Here is a 19338-nt window from a genome sequence, read left to right as displayed (position 1 = left end):
ATCCAGTTTTCGGCCATCAGTTTTCGTCTTCATACCCGTATAACGCGCAAGGCACTATTTGGTGCACCTGTCAGTAATACGTACGCCGTGCTGTGTCCGATGGGCCGGCCGATCGACACCGCACTTGCGGCGGACGGGACCACCTGGCACATCGTGGAGAACACTGTGTTTTCGGTCGGACCATAGCCATTAGCGAATACCAGGTCGGGACAGGCGCGGGCGACGATTTCCGCCTGCCGCACAGGAAAGCGGTCTCCGCCCAGCACGATTTGGCGCAACGGCGCGAATAGAGTTGCCTCACGATCTGCGTGCATCGCGAACAGAGCCGGTGTCATAAAGAGCGTGTTCACTTTGTGCCGAACGAGGAGCACCTTCAGGCTGTCGGAATCGAGCAGGTCATTGCGGGTGGCGATGCAAAGACAACCGCCGTGAATCAATGCGCACCACATCTCGAAGACGGTTGAATCGAAGCCGACCGCACCCGCATACAGCATGACGGTGGATGTATCGAGCGTCAGATCGTCGAGACCATAGGCGAGACGCACCACGCCGCGATGGGAGACTGGGACCCCTTTCGGTTGCCCAGTTGAGCCCGATGTGTACATCAGATAAGCAGGCTGGAACGCCGGATCCGGCGCGGCGGCGATACGCCGAGCGGGCCGTTGGTTCGGACAGGCGCACACGTGCTCCAACGCGCCCAGGCAGTCGAGTTCGAGCACCATCGCGGCCACACCGGTTTCGATCGCCGCCCCGCCGGCCTGCCGGACCAGATAGCGCGCTCCACTGTCTTCCAGCAGATAGCGGATCCGTTCATGTGGATATTCGGGATCGACTGGAACGTAGACTCCCCCTGTGCGCAACACGGCGAGCGCTGCCACCACGATGCTGGCCGAACGCGGCATGAGCAGCACGACCGACTCACCGGTCTCAACACCCAGGTCACGCAGTTCTGCCGCGAGCATTTCCGCGCGCTCGCACAGCTGGGCGAATGTCAATTCGATGCTGCCGTCGATAACGGCGATCTTGTGTGGGTCGGATGCGGCGCGATCGAAGCAAAGCGCTTCGATGCGCGCGTCGCGAGGATAGGTGGCACGACTGCCACGCGCGCGCTCAAGCTGCACCGCGACCTCGTCCAGACCGAGGACGTCGAACTGCTTGACCGGCGTTGCCGGAGAATCGATCAGCCGCCCGACGAGACTCAACAGCCAGGCTCCGTGACGGCTCGGATCGTCGCCAGCAAGATTCGCCGGCAAATGTAGTACAACTTGGACGTCTCGTTGTCCACCACTGACAGTGATGTCCCAGCCGGTGGCTACAGCGGCGCTCGCACCTTGGCGAGATGCGCAATTCCTCACCAGTTCGGCGAAACACCGGTCAGCGTCCAGTTCCTGAAACGGATAGCCGAGCAAGTGCAGTAATATATCGAATCCGGTCGCCCAGACGACTTCCTGAGTGGTGCGTTGCGTGTCCGCAAGATGCGCGACTGCATGGGAAAGAGCCGCATCGATCAGCATGACATGTTTGCTCATTGCTGCGCGGCCTCTCTGGCTTCTGGCGCATTGGCGGAGTCCAGATAACCGGCGATTCCACGCAACGTTTGGCGCAGATAGAGCTCGCGCAACGGCAGAGCCGGAAGCCCCTGGTCACGCATCGCCGTCGCAAGGCGCACCGCATAGAGCGAATTGCCGCCCAGGTCGAAGAAGTTATCGTCGGGGCCCACGTCCAAGTCGAGCACATTGCTCCAGATTTGCCGGAGTGCTTCCAGCAGCGAGCCACCCGAATTCTCGGGTGCGGCTTGCCGGACGGCTTCACCGGGCGATTCGCGGGAGGCCTTGTTCGATGACGAGCCGAACTTTGGCGTTGGCAACCGCGCCGCATCGAGCTTGCCGTTGGCCGTGAGCGGAAGCGATTGCAGTGGCGTGACGGTTGAAGGCAACATATGCTCGGGCAGAACATTTGCGGCGTGACGCCGAACACCAGCCACCGTGCCGCTGGCGAGCACGACATAAGCATCGAGGCGAGCAGACGCCGCGTCGTCCGCACTTGACCGGTTGGCGACCACAGCGGCAGCGCTAACGTAAGGACATTCGAGCAGGACCGCGCGGATTTCGTCGAGCTCAATGCGGAATCCGCGAATCTTTACCTGACTGTCGAGACGGCCGAGGTGTTCGAGTCGGCCGTCCTTGAGCAGGCGGCCACGATCGCCGCTCCGATACATGCGACCGTCAGCAAATGGATCGCTCAGGAAGCGTTGCTTGTTCAGATCCTCGCGGTTCAGATAGTGATTCGCGACTCCGACGCCGCCGACATAGATTTCGCCCGGCACGCCGAGCGGCAGCGGATGTCGATGGCCGTCCATCACGTAGACATGCCAGCCGGGAAGCGCGCGGCCGACCACGCGCGAATTCGCCAACGCATGCGTGCGCGTAATGGTCTCTGCAGTCACATGGACGGTAGTCTCCGTGATACCGAACATGTTGACGAGTCGACACACGGGTTCCGGATACCGATCGAACCACCGTAGCAACATGCGCGCATCCAGCGCCTCTCCGCCGAAAATGACCAAACGAACCGCCAGTTTCTGTTCGGCACGGCTTTCCGCAGCTAGCAACTGGGCGAACGCTGACGGCGTCTGGTTCAATACCGTCACGGCTTCACGCGCAAGCAATTGCGCGTATTCCTCAGGAGAGCGCGTGATCCAGTACGGCACGACAACAAGATGCCCACCTGTCGCGAGACATCCCCAGATTTCCCATACCGAGAAATCGAATGCGCTTGAATGAAACATCGTCCATGTATCCGCGCTCGATAATGCGAAGTCGTCTTCTGTCGCGGCGACGAGCGAAGCGACATTGCGATGTGGGACCACGACGCCCTTGGGGCGCCCGGTCGAGCCCGACGTATAGATGACATAGGCGCCCGCGCTGGCCGAGCGTGGCTGCTGCGGTAAGGGACCAGCGAAACATGCCGCGCGAGCGAGAAGCGTATCGAGATCAATCGACCGAATCTCAAGTCCCGTTGGCAGAGCACCGGGCGCGCCGACCACCAGCGCCGGGCGCGCATCAGTAAGGGTATAGGCGATCCGATCTGCCGGGTACGCCGGGTCCAAAGGCACATACGCAGCGCCGGCCTTGAATACCGCGAGCATGACGGGCACGAGTTCAAGGGAGCGATCAAGGCAGACGCCGACGCGATCGCCCTCGCGAACCCCGATTTCTCCGAGCACGCCCGCGATTTGATCTGAGAGACCATCCAGTTCACGGTAGCTGAGGCTTCGATGCTCGTAGGTAACTGCCCGCGCGTCCGACTGACTGGCGGCGAACGCGGCAATCCGCTGCTCGATCCGGAACGGCTTGAAGCCGCTCGGCAGCCGTTTGAGTGCGCCACACGCCGCGACATCGGCCGCACTCGCCGCGTCCAGCAAACCGATGCTCGCCAGCACCCTGCTTGCCCCCTCTGCATGTTCTCGTTCGAGGAACTCGCAGACGCTCGCAACGGCACTGTCGAATGTTTGAACCATGGCAGTCGAAAAACAGCCGCGGTCGAATCCGTAGGTGATTCCAATGACGCGGCCATCCCGTACGTGCGGCTCGATACTCAGAGCGAACGGCGGTGTCTGATATGAGCGGAATTCGGTCTCGCCGTCGCGCGCGTCGCGCTCGACACTCCAGACGATTCCGACCGCGGCATCCGTTATTCCGGCTGGCTCCTCTGTTGCAGAACCGGTTACTAGAGACATGTGTACGGCGCTAGCAAGATCCGAAACAGTTGCCGTTTGTTCGATGCCGATAGACAGGAGTCGCGCATGGGGAATCCCGCGTGCTCGTGCGCCGGCCGGATTGCCGAGCATGCCGAACACGGCCGACGTCCGGGCCTCGAACCTCGTCAGGACAAGACTGATCGCCTCGACTAGGCGCTGAGGACTGACCGCCGCGTTGAACGCGCGTCCCTTCATCTCGCCATATCCCGGTTTGGGCGGCTGACCGCCCAAACCCCATTCCGGAATGCTCGCTGCCCCATCGTTGCAGTGAATCTCGGCGGCTTTCGGACTCCGCACAACGAGTGGCACGCAGGCGTCCGGAACGGCCTCTCCGGTCAACAGCGTGGCTATATCGCGTATTGTCGCCGCGTCGATAAAACGTCGGCTGGCGACAATGATCAGGTCTGCGACGCCGTCGGTGAACTCAAGCAGCGCGCCGCGCAGCGCACAGACGCCGTTTGTGTCGATAGGCCGCATCAACTCAAGCGTACGCCGGCGATCGGCAGCTAGATCGTCCGACAGGATCGGCAGGTCTTCGCGCCAGAGTGAAGTCTGAGCCGACCCGAGCCCTGATCGGGCGACGCATTCATTGAACCTCGAAATCAGGCGGGGAGCGGCGCCCCGAATACGCAGCCCCTGGCAGAGCGCACCTGCCGACCGGGTCTTGATGAGAGTCGACAGATAGTCGTGCTTTGGCGCCGCTTCAACGAGAGTCGGCGTGGCTTGAGGCGAGGCGTCGGACGAGAAGTGAGAAGGCATGGGATCGGAAAGATAAGAAATCAGCGAGCGGAGAACCCGCCGTCGACGGTGACGATCGAACCAGTGACTTGTCGAGACCCGTCCGACGCAAGCCAGACCGCCGCGTCGGCGATGTCCGATGGTTCGATCAGGGAATTCATTGGCTGCGCTTGAACAAAGGTCGCCTCGTGCTCGCTCACGGGAACCGACAGTGAACGCGCAATTTCAGAGAGCATGCGCCCCTCGACATTAACGTCGTCGCGAACCGAACCGGGACAGATTGCATTGACCCGCACCTTGAGCGGGGCAAAATCGAGAGCAGCCGCCCGAGTCAGGCCGATCACTCCGTGCTTCGCCGCGACATAGCCGGCAAAGTGGCGATACCCGACGAGACCGGCGGTCGATGAGATGTTAATAACGCTTCCAGATCGTCGCTCGAGCATGGACTTACTGACCTCACGAATCATGCGCCACGCTCCAGAGAGGTCGATATCGATCATCAGTTCCCACTCGCTTTCTTCGATCTCATGCACGGCTTTTCCGGAAGGTGCAGCAATGCCTGCATTGTTCACGAGCACGTCGATGGGGCCGCATCGGTCAACGGCGAACTTGATTGCGGCGCGTATTGCCTGGGAATCGCGCACATCGACTGGTAACGCCCACGCCGCCACGCCCTCCGCGCGGCACAACGACTCGGTACAGTCGAGCTGGCTGCGCGAACCGAGCGGATAGGGCACCCCTTCGATATGGTCGGCCACATCCAGCAGAATAAGTTGAGCACCCTCGCGTGCAAACCGCTCTGCGCAGGCTCGCCCGATACCGCGCGCCGCACCAGTTATGACCGCGACTTTCCCCTCAAGCTGCATTACTTTTTCCTTTAAAAACTGGGATCCTGGCCTTCCTGAAGATATCGAAGAGCGGTGCCGGCGTGTCAATCAGGTACATGTGACCACCATCAAGCTCGATGAATTCAAATGACGACCGGGTGACGTCTCGCCAGGCAATAACTTCATCGCGCGTGACGAGATCGTCACTGGAACCTCGCACTCCAATGATCGGTATATCGAGCTCCGTAGTTCCGGACGGGGAATATCCCTCGTGCATTTCCACGTCGGCACGCAGTGTTGGAAGCAATAGTTCGCGCATGTCGGGATCTTCAAGTGCGGGATGGCTATAGCCGGCGAATTCCCTCACGCGCGCGAGAAATTGTTCGTCATTCAACCCCGTTGCACGTCGCGCGCGCGGACAGATCGGTGCCGGAGAGCCGCTGACAATTAACAGGCGGGGTTTGTCAGGCGGCATCGTTCTCGCAAACTCGTATGCGAGGGCCGCGCCGAGGCTGTGACCAAAAAATATGACTTCCGACGCTTCGCTTACCGATGGCGCCAATTGCCGACTGAGCAGAGCAACTGCATCGTGAACGTTCGTAAGCGGTGGCTCGGCGAATAGTTGCTCGCGCCCCGGCAATTGAATCGGCACCACGGATAAATGGTCCGCGAGCGGCTTGATCCATGGCCGATAGACGGATGCGCCTGCGCCGGCGAATGGAAAACAAAAGACTTTGCGCATAAAGTGGCCAATAAAAATAGTGGATTTTAGATCTTGATCTTTAAGAATCCGAATCAGAACCGTGGACGGACAATGGGAACTGCCGAGGTTGGCAGGATACTTCTGACTATAGAGTGATAGTTATGCTTATGATCGTCAAAGGGGAAATGAATTGCCTACACGGATCCCATCATTCGCTAGCTGGCTAGTTATATTCGTTGGTAGGATAAGCAGGCCGAATCATTCCGGGCGTCGTATCATGTGCCTACCTCGCAAGAACCCGTGAACCAAAGATCCATGTCGCAAGCGGCTCCGCAACTTGATTAAAGTCAAAAGTTACCCGGAAAGCACAATGCCCAGTCGTTCGTTCTATTGATTCAATAATCATACGAAACCGGGTGCGTCACCATTAGGGCAAACGACAAAGAAAATATCAGACTTATCGGGTGGTCATTTGATGATTACTTGCCGAATGGATGTGGGGTAGGGTCAAAGCCTGTATATGGACTGTTGATGGGAAGTCAAGCGGCAGAGGTTCTGCTGACCTGTCGATTGCCTGGAGCCTCTTCAACATCCCTAACTACCGAGACCCCCGATGCTGCAACCGATTGCGCAACCTGCCAGCCAGAAAAGCGCTGACAAGCAGCGACACATAGACCATAAGAAGATCATGACGCCACTCATCGAGGGCACCACGGTGCGCGACGAGCGTCTGATCGGGCGTCAGCTGCGGTGCATGCGCCGCGACAACAGCGCGTGACATCTGCGCGAAGCCAATTGCGGACAGCAGCGGCAGGATCACAAGCAGCGCTACCAACGCGGGCTTCGCGCGACGCATGAAGTCATGGTGACGAAAGCGGATCCACACCCCGAGGCAGCCGTGCACCCAGCCGGGGGCGAGCAGCGCGAGTTGCAAGCCCTGCGTACCGCTGGTGATCAGCGAGGTCACGATCTTTTCGTAGTCCGGTTCGAAGCCATAGAGCGACGCCGCGAGGCGCGTTCCGACCGCGTGGCGGATGAGCAGCAGCGGCAGGCTGAAACCGGCCCAAAGGCGGACCCATTCGGTCGGCGGAAGAGCCCAGTGGCGACGCTCATAGACGGTACGCAGCGCCAGTGCAAAATGCAGGCCGGCAGCACCGTACAGCATGACCGTGCCGGGCGTGCTGTCCCACAGCCGGATAGCGAGTATGAGGCCACGTTCGGCAAGATCCAGCGACCAGATGCCGAGCGCATGATTGACCAGATGGAGGGAAAGATAGGTCAGCAAGACTACGCCCGACGCAAGCTGCAGGTGACGCAGAATGGATTGCACTTCGGTTCCCCCTGATCTGACCGTAGTACCTGCAACTGCGCAACTTTATTCCCGCCATGCAGCGCGTCGTATCGGGCTGACTGTGCCTGTCTGAGCTCAATGGACGAATTCCGCGGCCGGACGGCCAGGTCGTTCCGGCGCGCTTGCGAACACGAACGCGAACGTCGACGATGCGTCCGCCCCGTAGAGACAAAGAACCAGTCCGCTCAGTCCTCGGAGCGCAATTCGGCCTCGATCTGATCGATCGACGGCAGGCTCGGCTTCAGCCCGGCCGGTATCTCGCGCAGCAACTGGTATTCGGCCACGCCCATCGGCTTGGCGATTCCGCGCAGCGCGTATTCGGCAACCAGACGGTTATTCTCCTTGCACAGCAGCAGGCCAATGGTCGGGTGGTCGTCGTCCGCTTTCACCTGCGCGTCCACCGCGGACAGATAAAAGTTCAGCTGGCCCGCGTATTCCGGTTTGAACGGCGTCGCCTTGAGTTCGACCACGACGTAACAGCGAAGCTTCAGGTGATAGAACAGGAGATCGATGAAAAACTCGTCTCCGCCGACTTCGAGTCGGTATTGCCGCCCCACGAACGCGAACCCTGCACCGAGTTCGAGCAGGAACCGCGTGATATGCCGCGTCAGCGCGCCTTCGATGTCGCGCTCCTGCGCGTTTTCCGCGAGACCGAGGAAATCGAAAATATACGGGTCTTTCAATACATCGCGCGCGAGATCCGACTGCGGTGGCGGCAGGCGCTCCGGAAAGTTGTTGACCGCGTTGCCCTGGCGTTCGTATGCGCGCGTCTCGATCTGCATCACCAGGATGCTGCGCGACCAGCCGTGCTCGGTCGACTTCGCGGCATACCAGTCCCGATGTACGTTGTCATCGAGCTTGTCGAGCAGCGTCACGACGTGGGACCACGGCAATTGTGCAACAGGGTGTTGCACAAATCCGTTTTCCGGCCACGCCTCGGCGAGCGAGCGCATGTACTTGAGATTGCGCGGCGAAAACCCGCGCATGTCGGGAAACGCCCCGCGCAGGTCCCGCGCGAGCTGGTCGATCACTTTGGCACCCCATCCGGCGCGCTGCTGGCGTTCGAGAATCTGCCGGCCGATCTGCCAGTAAAGCGATACGAGCTCCCGGTTCACGCTGGTGGCCGCGCGCTGCCTGGCCCGCTCGACTTGCAGCTTGAGATCGGAGAGCCAGGCCCGGTAGTCGCTGGCGGCGCTTAACGAAAAAGTGTCGGTCATGCGGATTGCGGGTGGATGGCGTGTGAGGCCGGCGGGCCGGCGACGTTTCATTATCGCGACAACCCGTCGTGGCGGCAACGCATCCGTCGGAGACGATGAAAGAAAACAGCACGCCCGTGCCCGCGTTGACGACGCTGACCGGCGCGCTGACCGGCGGATAGTGCCATTCAATGTTCTCGTGGTCTTGCCGCCAAACATCGATGGACCACGAGAACGTTCCCGTCAAAGATCGAGCTTCGCCAGGCCAGACAGGCGAATCGCCCCTCGGCCACTGCGCTCTTCGCCCTCGTCGTCGATGGCATGACGGACTTCAGGCATCCCCGGAACGGCCCGAATCCGCGCAGGCGTGCGCGAGAGCCGGTACGGCATCTTGAGCACCGGCCAGAACGCACCGCTGGCATCCCGCGCCACGCTCAGCACGTCTGCAAGAAAATCGCCGTCTTCCATCAATTCCGGCACACGGACCACGGGCACGGCACGAATCCCTGCTTCAGCAAGTGCCGCGATGGCACACGCTCTCGTCAGCGAGCCGCACCGCAGTTGCTTCGCGTGCGCCGCGAGCGAGGCCGCATCTCGAAGGCCATCGCTCTCGATCCAGATATGACCATCCGCGCACGGAACCGCCAGCCCTTGCGGTTCGGGATGCCCCGACGAATAAAGCGCGCCCCATGCCGCGACATCCTGCATCGAAATCTCGACGAAGTTGCCCGCCTGCCGCGAGGGCTCGGCCAGGATCGCGAGGATGGCAAGCAGCGCAGCCTGGCCGCCAAGGATGTCCGCACCCGACGCGCCGAGCTTGACCGGCATCCCGTGACTGCGCGTCAAATCCATCAGGCCGCCCATCGCCTGGATCACGGTGTCGAACGCAGGCCGCGTCGGGTATGCCGATTCGATACCGAAGCCGGAGATCGAACAATAGATCAGGCGTGGATTGATTTCGCCGAGAGACTGGCGTCCAAAGCCGAGCTTCGCGAGTGCGCCCGGCCGCAGGTTCTCGACCAGCACGTCGGCATCGGCGAGAAGGCGTCGCAGATATTCGCGGTCGCGATCCTGCTTGAGATCGAGCGCGATCGTTTCCTTGTCGGTGTTGTTGAGCGCAAAGAAGTAACTCGTGCCGTCCCGCCCCGGCGCCCACGAGCGCGCGACCTCGCCATCGGGCGGCTCGATCTTGATGACCCGCGCACCGAGCGCAGCCAGATGCTTGCCGACGAGCGGCGCGGTCGTGTACTGCCCGATTTCGATGACCTTGACGCCCGCAAGCGGACCTGCATCGGTGGGAAAGACACGCTCTGCGTTTGCGGTCAGCGGCGCATGCACGGCACGGTCGGTCAATCGCGAGGTGCGAAAGACGGACACTTGCCGGTAAGTATCGCCGTCGATGCCACGCGCATCGATCCGCTCTGCGGCTTCCCCGTGACGCAGACGAAAATTCGGCTCGCCCGAAAGCCCCGCGACCGACACGATCGGACCGGCTGCCACGCCTATCGTCTCGCAAAGGCGGGTGCATTCGGCAGTGGTCAAGGTCGTGGTCCAGGTTTCGATCAAAGGATCGAGCACATCGACATGACGGACGCGCTCGCGCAACGTGGCAAAGCGCGGATCGTCGAGCTGCGGCACGCGCGCCACGCTCCTGATCCTTCGCCATTGCTCTTCCGTGCTCGTGCAGATGAGTATCCAGCCATCGCTCGTGCGGTATGCGTTCCAGGGTGCGCATGCCGGATGACGGTTGCCGACGCGGCCGACCGTATCCCGTACAAAGGCGGCAGGCAGAAACGTGGTGAGCGCACTCGCCGCGCAACCGAACAGCGTGACGTCGATGGTCTGGACGATGCCGCGCATGCGCCTGACGCGAATCGCCGCGGCAATCGCAGCCGACGCATACAGTGCCGCCGAGATATCCGTGAACGGAACGCCGATACGTACCGGCTCGCCATGCGCGAAGCCCGTGGTATCCATCAGGCCGCTGATCGCCTGAACCTGCGCGTCGGACCAGCTTCCGCCCGCGCGCGAACCTTGCGGCCCTGTCGCGGTGATGTCGCATACGATGGTGTTGCCCGCCGCCTTCAGTTCCGCGATGACGCTTTTCTCCTTCGTCGAACTCATATCCGACGAAACGATCACCACGTCATGCGCGATGCCGGCGACGGGCCCGGCGTCGGCGAAACAGATTTGCGCGCCGGCTCGTTCGAGGAGCGTGGCGCAAAGCTTCACCGCGCTGCGTTCGCCCCAGGCCAGGATTCGCACATCGTCCAGCATGGTTGTCTCCTTGTCTCACAGGTTGTCCTTTAATCAACGATACGGCGTGGAGAAACCCCGTACAAACGACATTTCCTGCTCGCTCGATTGAGATTTTCTGCGGCGGATAAGGCCGCGTTCCACACCGGCTTCCTGGCCCGCGCGTCGCGCCGTGCGTGCTACTATTTTTCGATGCGAACCCTTCCGTCACTCAACGCGCTGCGCGCCTTCGAGGTATGCGGGCGTCTGCTCAGCGTTCAACTCGCCGCCAACGAGCTGAACGTCACGCCTGCTGCGGTGAGCCGTCAGATCAAGCTGCTCGAAGACCAACTCGGCGTGCAGCTTTTCGAACGGGGATATCGCGCGATCACGCTGACGCCGATGGGAGCCCGCTATCTGGCGGATGTCGTGCGCGGCTTCGAGACCCTGCGAACGGCCACCATCAATCTCACCGAGGCGCGACGCCGCCGCACGCTCAAGATTCGCGGCTACACGACGTTTTCGATGAACTGGCTATTGCCACGCCTCTCGACGTTCCATCGCGACCATCCCGACATCGAAGTCAGCCTCACGACGTCATTGCAGCCGGTCGACTTCAATGCCGAGGACGTCGACGGGGCGATCCGCCTTTCTCATGCGCCATCGTCCGAGGTGGGTTCCGACCGGCTCGTGCCGAATGAACTCGTCCCCGTTTGCAGCCCCGAGTTCCTGCGCGCGCATCCCGACCTGACCGATGCCACGCCCGGAAGCCTGCGCAACGTGCCGCTGCTGCATTCGCTTGCGCGCCGCGAAGACTGGGCGAAATGGCTCGACGCCGCCGGCGTGCGCGGAGTCAATCCGTTGAGCGGCCTCAGCTACGAAAGCTCGGTGCTCGCGTATTTCGCCGCGACGCAAGGACACGGCGTCGCGATGGCGCAGCGCGTGCTCGTCGCCGACCAGCTTCGCGAGGGCACGCTGGTAACGCCCTTTTCGTTCGTGCTCGATCTGGGCGCGTTCACGTACTACCTCGTCTATCCACACGAGCATCTGTCGAACCCCGAGTTCGCCGCGTTCCGCGACTGGCTGCTGGCGATCGCCGAAGCAAGTGGCTGAGGCGCTGCGCCGCCGCCGCTAGCGTCCCGTAAACCGTGGCTTGCGCTTTTCGGCGAACGCCTTGCGGCCTTCGATGCGGTCCTGCGAATCGCGCATCGCGCCCCACGCCAGCTCGGTGAATTCGATCGCCTGCGCAAGCGGCACGTTGCTGCTCGTCTCCGCCACTTTCTTGATCATCTGCACGGCGAGCGGACCGTTCGCCGCAATCGTGCCCGCGAGTTCGAGCGCCTTGTCGAGCAGCGCTTCCGGTTCGACGACATCGGATATCAGCCCCACGCGTTCCGCGTACGCGGCGTCGATCTTGCCGCCCGTGAGAAGCATCTTCATCGCGATCGCCGAAGGCACGGCCTTTTGCAGCGCCTGGATGCCGCACACGGCAGGAATGCTCGCGACGGCCGCTTCGGGCAGGCCGAACACCGCATTGCTCGATGCGATCCGCAAGTCGCACTGGAGCGCGAGTTCGAGGCCGCCGCCGAGGCAATAGCCGTTGATCGCGCCGATGATCGGCTTGAAGAGGCGCAGCGAGCTCAGGTCCATCAGCCGCACGTAGATGCCTTCGGCCGCCGCGCGGTCGATCGATCTGACGAATGACGAACTGAAGCTCGTCGAGGGCGGCAAGGTGTTCTTCAGATCGGCGCCGACGCAAAACGACTTGCGCCCGGCGCCGGTGAGCACGATCACGCGCACGTTGTCGTCGTCGCGCGCGGTGGCGAGCGCCGCGCGCAGTTCGGTCAGGCTGTCGAGATCGAGCGCATTGAGCGCCTCGGGGCGGTCCAGGCTGACCGTGGCCACATGGTTCGACACGCTGTAGTGAATGGTCATGAGGTCCTCTCTCTCAAACGCTCGGTGATGACAGTGACCGGCCACCGCACACATAGAGCGTTTGCCCCGTGATGTACGACGCCTCCCTCTGCGCGAAGAAGAGCACGGCTTGCGCGATATCGTCCGGCGTGCCGATGCGCTGCACGGGCACCGATTTCTTGAGGCGTTCCTGAAGGTCCGCATCGAAGGTGCGAAAGAGCGGCGTATCGACGATGCCCGGCGCAATCGCATTGACGGTGACGCCGGCGCTCGCCCATTCGAGTGCGAGACTGCGCGTGAGGCTCACGACGCCGCCCTTCGCAGCCGAATAGTTCGACTGCCCGACGCCCCCCAGCCAGGCGCGCGACGAGATGTTCACGATGCGCCCGTGGCGGGCGGGAATCATGTGCGCCAGCACGGCGCGGCAGCACAGGAACTGCGACTTGAGATTCACGCCGATAACGGCGTCCCAGTCGTCGTCGCTCATGCGGGTGATGCGCTTGTCGCGCACGATGCCCGCGTTGTTCACCAGCACGTCGATGCGGCCGAAGCGCTCGATCACCGCTTCGACCGCGGCGTTGACGGACGCGCCATTCGTGACATCGACGGGCAACCCGATGACGTCCGCGCCTGACGCGGCCAGCTCGCTCGCCGCCTGGTCGAGGCCCGCGCGGTCGAGATCGAAGAGCGCGATGCGGCGACCATGACGCGCCAGCGCCGCCGCGATGCCGAAGCCAATGCCCTTTGCGCCGCCCGTGATGATGGCGACCTCGGCGGCCGCGTTCTGTTGTGAAGGTTTCATGATGTCTCCGTGATGAAAAGCCGGTTCGTTCCGATGCTAGGCACTCCCCATCCCGCGCTCAAACGACTTTTTTGCCGGCTTCGATTGACTTGCGCTCAATCGAAGCCGCTTGCGCGCGCACGTCCTCGCATTGCGTCTTCACTGCAGAAAAAATCAATCGAGAGCGCAGAAAAAGTCGTTTGCGTGACGCGTTTCCCGAAACCTACGATGCATGCAACTGCCAGGCACTTCCTGCATGCGTCGCACAAACGGCGCGCGCCTTCACCACAAAGAGACACGGAGACAACATGGAAACCACGCTTCCCGGCCTTGCCCAGGAAACCGCGACACCGATGACGCGAGCGCAAAAAAAGGCGATCGTCGCTGCGACCCTCGGCACGATCGTCGAATTCACCGACTGGATCATTTACGCGACGTTCGCCTCGCTCTTCTCGCGACACTTCTTTCCCGCCCACAACGACCGCGTCTCGCTGCTCTCGGCGTTCGCGGTGTTCGCGGTCGGCTTCGTGATGCGGCCGATTGGAGGCGCGCTGCTCGGCGCGTATGCCGACCGGCGCGGGCGCAAGAACGGCCTCGCGCTGTCGGTGGCGCTGATGGCGGGAAGCTCGCTCGTCATCGCGGCGTGTCCGGGCTACGCGTCGATCGGCATCGCGGCGCCGCTCATTCTCGTGCTCGCGCGGCTCGTCCAGGGGTTCGCGGCGGGCGGCGAGTTCGGCTCGGCATCGACGTTTCTCATCGAATCGTCGGCACCGTCGCGGCGCGGCTTCGCCGGCTCGTGGCAGCACTTCGCGGTGAACGCCGGCGTGCTGGTTGCCGCGTTGATCGGCGCGATCCTCACGTCGATGATCGACCCGCCGCAAATGGCGAACTGGGGTTGGCGCATCGCGTTCGCCATCGCCGGCCTGATGGGCTTCGTCGCGCTGTGGGTGCGGCTTGCCGTCGCCGAAACCGACGCGTTCAAGAAGACCGCGGCGACGCATCATCGTGCGCGGCATCCGTTTCTCGTGATCGTCCGCGACCATCGCCGGGAAGCGCTGCGCGTGATCGGCATCGCGATGGCCGGCAACCTCTGCATCTATCTCTGGCTCGTGCTGTTCCCCACGCTCGCTCACCTGCGCACCGGCTTGCCGCTGCACGACGCGTTCGGCGCGAGCGTCATTTCCATCATCGTCTCGCTCGTCGCGATTCCGTTCATCGGCATGGTGTCGGACCGCATCGGCCGCAAGCCTGTGCTGCTCGTGTTTGCGGGCGGCTCGGCGCTGTTCGCGTGGCCCGCGCTGCATTTCCTGAGCAACGACTTCTGGACCGCCACGGCGATCGTCACGATCGGCATGCTGCTTTCGTCAGGCTTCGCCGCGACCTGCGCGACGGTCATGGCCGAGCAGTTCCCGGCCCACGTGCGCGCTACCGGCGTGGCGTTGCCTTATGCGGTATCGGCGGCCCTCTTCGGCGGCACGCTTCCCTACATCGTCACGGCGATGTCGAATTCGGGTCTGTCGCAATACCTGTGGGTCTATGTGGCGGCCGTGTGCGCCGTGGGCTTCGCGGTCTATGCGCGGATGCCGGAGACACGCGGAAAGATTCTCGACTAGACGTGCGGCGCGAGTGCGCCGTCATCGCAAGGTTTCAAACGTTCATTCACTGGAGACAGCAATGCGCAAGGTAGTCATTGGCGGCGTCGGCATGACGCCCTTTGGGAAGTTTCTCGAACGCAACCTGAAGTCGCTCGCGGAAGAAGCGGTTTCACTCGCACTGAAGGACGCGCGCGTGAGCGTGAACGACGTCGACCGGGTGTTCTTCGGCAACGCGGCGGCGGGTGTCGTCACCGGGCAGGAGATGATCCGCGCGCAGTCGTCGCTGCGCAATACGGGTCTCGACGGCAAGCCCATGTTCAACATCGAGAACGCGTGTGCGTCCGGCAGTTCGGCGCTGAACCTGGCGTGGCTCTCGGTGGCTTCGGGACAGGCGGAAACCGCGCTCGTCGTGGGCGTCGAGAAGCTCTCTCACGAGGACAAGGCGATCTCGTTCGGCGCGTTCGCCAAGGCCGTCGATCTCGAAGAGCCGCTGCCTGAAGGCGTCACCACGGGAACGGGTTCGCTCTTCATGGATCTCTATGCGGCGAAGGCTCGCAAGTGGATGGAAAAGACCGGCGCCGACGCGAGCGACTTCGCGCGCGTTGTCGTCAAGAGCCGACGTGCGGGATCGCTGAATCCGCTTGCGCAGTTCCGCAAGGAGACGAGCGTCGAAGAAGTGCTCGCGAGCCGGATGGTCAGCGATCCATTGACGCTTTTCATGTGCTCGTCCATCGGCGACGGCGGCGCGGCCGTGTTCATCTGCTCGGAGGACTATGCGGCAAGGCACGACATACGTCCCGTGTTCATTCGCGCCAGTTCGATCGTATCGGCGAAGGCGGACGGGTCGGGCGAACTCGTCGCGGTGCGGGCGGCGAATGCTGCTTACGAAGAGGCGGGCATCGGTCCGTCGGACGTGCATGTGGTCGAGTTGCACGATGCGTCGGCGCCTGCCGAACTCATCCACTACGAGAACCTCGGCCTGTGCGCCGCGGGCGACGCGCCGAAGCTGATCCGCTCCGGCGATACGGACATCGGCGGGCGCGTCTCGGTGAATCCGAGCGGCGGGCTTTTGTCGCGAGGGCATCCGGTCGGCGCGACGGGCGTGGCGCAGATCGTCGAGTTGACGCAGCAATTGCGCGGCACGGCGGGCGCGCGTCAACGCAAGGGCGCGAAGGTGGCGCTTGCCGAGAATAATGGCGGGCAACTGGCTGGCGACTCAGCGGTTGCGCTGGTCACTATCTTGTCGACCTGAGCTGGCGGAACGATGGGCATGCGCGCCGCGAGTCGACTCGGGCGCGCCTGTCCTGCCTCGGCAAATACCACCTCATACCTGACGAAACCACCGATTTACAATGGCATTACATGCGGAGGACAGTCGCCAGATCGGCGACGGCGCCGATCAGCCGCCGGAGGAAATCCGCGATGAGCAACGATTCGAAGCTGCAGGACGACACGCCCATCCCCCAGCCGGCACACGCTGCGAGCCCCATCGAGGACGGCGAGTTCGCCGACGATCCGAGCGTGCGCAATCATCCGCGTTACGCGCAGATGTTTCCGGTTCTCACGGCGGCCGAGATCGAACGGGTGCGCCGCTTTGGAAGCCTTTCCCGCCACGCCAGGGGTTCATTGCTCTACCGTGCGGGAACGCTTTGCCCGGGGATGTTTGTCCTGCTGTCGGGCGTGGTGCGAATAGTTGGCCGCGATGGTCTGGGCCATGAGCGGACCATTCACACCTACACGCAGCGCGGCAACTTCACCTCCGACGTTACCCAGCTCTCGAATCAGCCCGCCGTGGTGGACGCGCATGTCGTCGAAGATGTCGAAGCGGTGTTGCTGAGGCCCGACGAACTCAGCGCGATGATGATCAGTGAAGCCGATCTTGGCGAGAAGATCATGCGTGCCCTGATCCTGAGGCGAGTCCTCGTGGTCGAACGCGGACAAGGCGTCATTCTTGTCGGCTCCTCCGGCAACGCCCGACTGCTCGCTTTGCAGAATTTCCTGCGCCGCAACGCTTTTCCGAACATGACGCTCGATGCCGAGCAGGACCCCGAAGCCGTTGCGCTGCTCGAACGCCTGACGCCACAGCCCGACGACTTCCCGTTCGTCGTCTGTCCGGACGGCACGGTGTTGCGAAATCCCGATGCGGGACAACTCGCGTCCTGTCTCGGACTGATTCCCGAATTCGATCCCTTGCACGTCTACGATGTGGCGATCGTCGGCGCCGGACCCGCGGGACTCGCGACGGCCGTCTACGCGGCATCCGAAGGACTGTCGGTCGCGGCGCTCGACTGCCGCGCGCCCGGCGGCCAGGCCGGCACGAGTTCGCGCATCGAGAACTACCTGGGCTTCCCGACCGGCATCACGGGTCACGCCCTCGCGGGCCGCGCGTTCGTCCAGGCGCAGAAGTTCGGTGCGCATATTGGCATCCCGTGCGAGGTCAGGGCGTTGTTTTGCGACCTGCAACCGCCGATCGTCGAGCTTGCCGATGCGCGGCGCATCACCGCCCGCACGGTGGTTATCGCGAGCGGCGCGGAGTATCGGCGTCCTGACGTGGCCGGCCTCGCGTGCTTCGAGGGCGCGGGCGTCTATTATTGGGCTACGCCGATCGAGGCGAGGCTATGCCGCAAGGAGCCGGTGTTGCTGGTCGGCGGCGGCAATTCGGCGGGGCAGGCGGTGGTGTTCCTGGCATCGCACGTCGAGCATGTGCATCTGTTCATTCGCGGCGCGAGCCTCGACCACAGCATGTCTCACTACCTGACCGAACGTATCGCGGCGCTGCCGAACGTGACGCTTCATGCGCGGATGGAGCTCACTGCGCTCGAGGGCGATGCGCGTCTCGAGCGCGTGCATTATCGCGATGCCGATGGTGTCGAGGCAAGCATGACGACGCATCATCTGTTCGTATTCATCGGCGCCGAGCCGAACACCGGCTGGCTCAAGACATGCGGGGTGTCGCTCGACGACAAGGGGTTCGTATTGACAGGCGGCGACGCTGCCGGACTTGGCGTGCCGTCGCTGCCTTTGCAGACGAGCGTCAAGGGTGTCTTCGCCATCGGCGACGTTCGCTCGGGATCGACCAAGCGCGTCGCGTCGGCGGTTGGCGAAGGTGCGGCGGTGGTCGCGCAGATTCACAGCCTCCTCGCCGCGGGGCGGTGAATGTCCGTTTGGCGTTCGTCGGGTCATGCAAGCCTCTGGCGGACCATCCCGCTTGCGTTCAAGGTGTGCGTTTCGTGCTCCGTGTCGTGCGCAAATCGGACGGCTCGAGAAAGAAGCTCTTGTTGTCCGCAAGCCGCGCGATCATGAAGTCGATAAAGGTTCTCACGCGCAGCGGCTGCTCGGTCCGATGTCGGTAGTAAACGTAGATGGACTCGCGCTGGGTCATGTGCTGCGTGAGCAATGGCACGAGCCGTCCGCTGCGAATATGCGAGACCGCCGAAAAGCTTCCAAGCTGGCCGATCGCCAGCCCGGCGAGGACGGCTTCCGTCTCCGCGTCGATATCGTTCGTGCACAGCGTCGTCGCGATCTCGCGGTACTCGATCTCGTTGCCGATCAGGAACTCCCATGGCGCCTGCTTGCCGGTGTTCGCGCGCTGGTATCCGCTGCAGCGATGCGCGTCGAGATCGTCGACGGACTTCGGCACACCGTGGCGCTCGATGTAATCCGGCGACGCGCAGACGATCAGTTGAATCGGCAACAGCCGCCGCGCGATCGCACCGCCCGCAGGCGGCGACCCGCCGCGAAACCCGACGTCGGCGCGATCGGCGACGAGGTCGGTGAAGTGGTCGTCGAAGCGCACGTCCAGTTGCACGGCCGGATGCAGCGCCGCGAATTCGAGGATGGACGGCCACAGCACCGTGCGCCCGAGCGCCGCCGGCGCGCTCACCCGTAGCGGACCGGCGACTTCCTCTTTCGAGCGGCGCGCGTCGTCCAGTGCGGATGCCAGCGTCGCCAGCGCAGGTTCCACGCTATGTAGCAGTCGTTGCCCCTCTTCGGTGAGGCTCAGCTTGCGCGTCGTGCGATGAAACAACCGCACGCCGAGCGTCTTTTCCAGTTGCATCACCGCATGACTGGCCGCCTGGGGCGAGATGCCCTGGTCGACGGCCGCCTTGCGCAAGTTGCCCAGCGTCGCGGCGCGGACAAAGATCGAAATCGCACGGACCTCGTTCATCGAACCTTCCCGATTCGCAAATAAAAGTTGATTATCAGTCTAGCAATTTGCGGCTAGTTCGGGCGAATCC

The 19338-nt window shown here is 62.8% G+C and carries 14 protein-coding genes; 4 read left to right on the top strand and 10 right to left on the bottom strand.

Annotation, left to right across the window (positions count from 1 at the left end; genetic code table 11):
- Positions 1-29: 29 nt before the first annotated feature.
- The 7 genes from AWB68_RS20055 to AWB68_RS20025 all read right to left on the bottom strand — a co-directional run bounded on the left by AWB68_RS20055 (position 30) and on the right by AWB68_RS20025 (position 10852).
- On the bottom strand, positions 30-1514 hold the full coding sequence (locus AWB68_RS20055; protein ID WP_160110034.1) for an AMP-binding protein: 1485 nt from the start codon (positions 1512-1514) through the stop codon (positions 30-32).
- A gap of 11 nt (positions 1515-1525) precedes the next feature.
- Complete coding sequence (locus tag AWB68_RS20050; RefSeq protein ID WP_200828745.1) at positions 1526-4519, bottom strand: amino acid adenylation domain-containing protein; 2994 nt, start codon at positions 4517-4519, stop codon at positions 1526-1528.
- 20 nt (positions 4520-4539) lie between these two features.
- The gene (locus tag AWB68_RS20045) at positions 4540-5364 is read right to left on the bottom strand and encodes an SDR family oxidoreductase (protein WP_087646089.1); all 825 of its coding nucleotides are present in this window, start codon (positions 5362-5364) and stop codon (positions 4540-4542) included.
- Complete coding sequence (locus AWB68_RS20040; RefSeq protein WP_087646088.1) at positions 5354-6067, bottom strand: thioesterase II family protein; 714 nt, start codon at positions 6065-6067, stop codon at positions 5354-5356. Before AWB68_RS20040 ends, AWB68_RS20045 begins: the two co-directional genes overlap by 11 nt.
- A 559-nt stretch (positions 6068-6626) precedes the next feature.
- The gene (locus AWB68_RS20035; protein WP_374729586.1) at positions 6627-7313 is read right to left on the bottom strand and encodes a hypothetical protein; all 687 of its coding nucleotides are present in this window, start codon (positions 7311-7313) and stop codon (positions 6627-6629) included.
- 251 nt (positions 7314-7564) lie between these two features.
- A complete protein-coding gene (locus AWB68_RS20030) occupies positions 7565-8596 on the bottom strand; it encodes a PDDEXK nuclease domain-containing protein (protein WP_087646086.1) in 1032 nt (343 codons plus the stop codon).
- A gap of 222 nt (positions 8597-8818) precedes the next feature.
- Positions 8819-10852 carry a CaiB/BaiF CoA-transferase family protein gene (locus AWB68_RS20025; protein WP_087646085.1) on the bottom strand — a complete coding sequence of 678 codons (2034 nt, stop codon included), beginning with the start codon at positions 10850-10852 and terminating at the stop codon, positions 8819-8821.
- 171 nt (positions 10853-11023) lie between these two features.
- On the opposite strand from AWB68_RS20025, the gene AWB68_RS20020 reads away from it, so the two are divergent.
- The gene (locus AWB68_RS20020; protein WP_087646097.1) at positions 11024-11923 is read left to right on the top strand and encodes a LysR substrate-binding domain-containing protein; all 900 of its coding nucleotides are present in this window, start codon (positions 11024-11026) and stop codon (positions 11921-11923) included.
- Between the two features lie 18 nt (positions 11924-11941).
- Here the strand turns inward: AWB68_RS20020 and AWB68_RS20015 are convergent, their stop codons facing one another.
- Together AWB68_RS20015 and AWB68_RS20010 are read right to left on the bottom strand one after the other, a co-directional pair.
- Positions 11942-12745, bottom strand: coding sequence for an enoyl-CoA hydratase/isomerase family protein (locus AWB68_RS20015; protein WP_087646084.1), 804 nt, complete (start codon positions 12743-12745; stop codon positions 11942-11944).
- Positions 12746-12758: 13 nt separating this feature from the next.
- A complete protein-coding gene (locus AWB68_RS20010; protein WP_087646083.1) occupies positions 12759-13526 on the bottom strand; it encodes an SDR family oxidoreductase in 768 nt (255 codons plus the stop codon).
- Positions 13527-13813: 287 nt separating this feature from the next.
- Here AWB68_RS20010 and AWB68_RS20005 point away from each other — a divergent pair, with 287 nt between their 5' ends.
- The 3 genes from AWB68_RS20005 to AWB68_RS19995 all read left to right on the top strand — a co-directional run bounded on the left by AWB68_RS20005 (position 13814) and on the right by AWB68_RS19995 (position 18256).
- The gene (locus tag AWB68_RS20005; protein ID WP_087646082.1) at positions 13814-15118 is read left to right on the top strand and encodes an MFS transporter; all 1305 of its coding nucleotides are present in this window, start codon (positions 13814-13816) and stop codon (positions 15116-15118) included.
- A 61-nt stretch (positions 15119-15179) separates the two neighbouring features.
- A complete protein-coding gene (locus AWB68_RS20000; RefSeq protein WP_087646081.1) occupies positions 15180-16352 on the top strand; it encodes a thiolase family protein in 1173 nt (390 codons plus the stop codon).
- A gap of 170 nt (positions 16353-16522) precedes the next feature.
- The gene (locus AWB68_RS19995) at positions 16523-18256 is read left to right on the top strand and encodes an FAD-dependent oxidoreductase (RefSeq protein WP_087646080.1); all 1734 of its coding nucleotides are present in this window, start codon (positions 16523-16525) and stop codon (positions 18254-18256) included.
- A 58-nt stretch (positions 18257-18314) separates the two neighbouring features.
- Here the strand turns inward: AWB68_RS19995 and AWB68_RS19990 are convergent, their stop codons facing one another.
- Positions 18315-19268, bottom strand: a complete 954-nt coding sequence (locus AWB68_RS19990) for a LysR family transcriptional regulator (protein WP_087646079.1) — start codon at positions 19266-19268, stop codon at positions 18315-18317.
- Positions 19269-19338: the final 70 nt, after the last annotated feature.

The sequence above is a fragment of the Caballeronia choica genome (assembly GCF_001544535.1).
GTDB lineage: Bacteria > Pseudomonadota > Gammaproteobacteria > Burkholderiales > Burkholderiaceae > Caballeronia > Caballeronia choica.
This window is presented reverse-complemented; position numbering and strand designations above follow the sequence as displayed.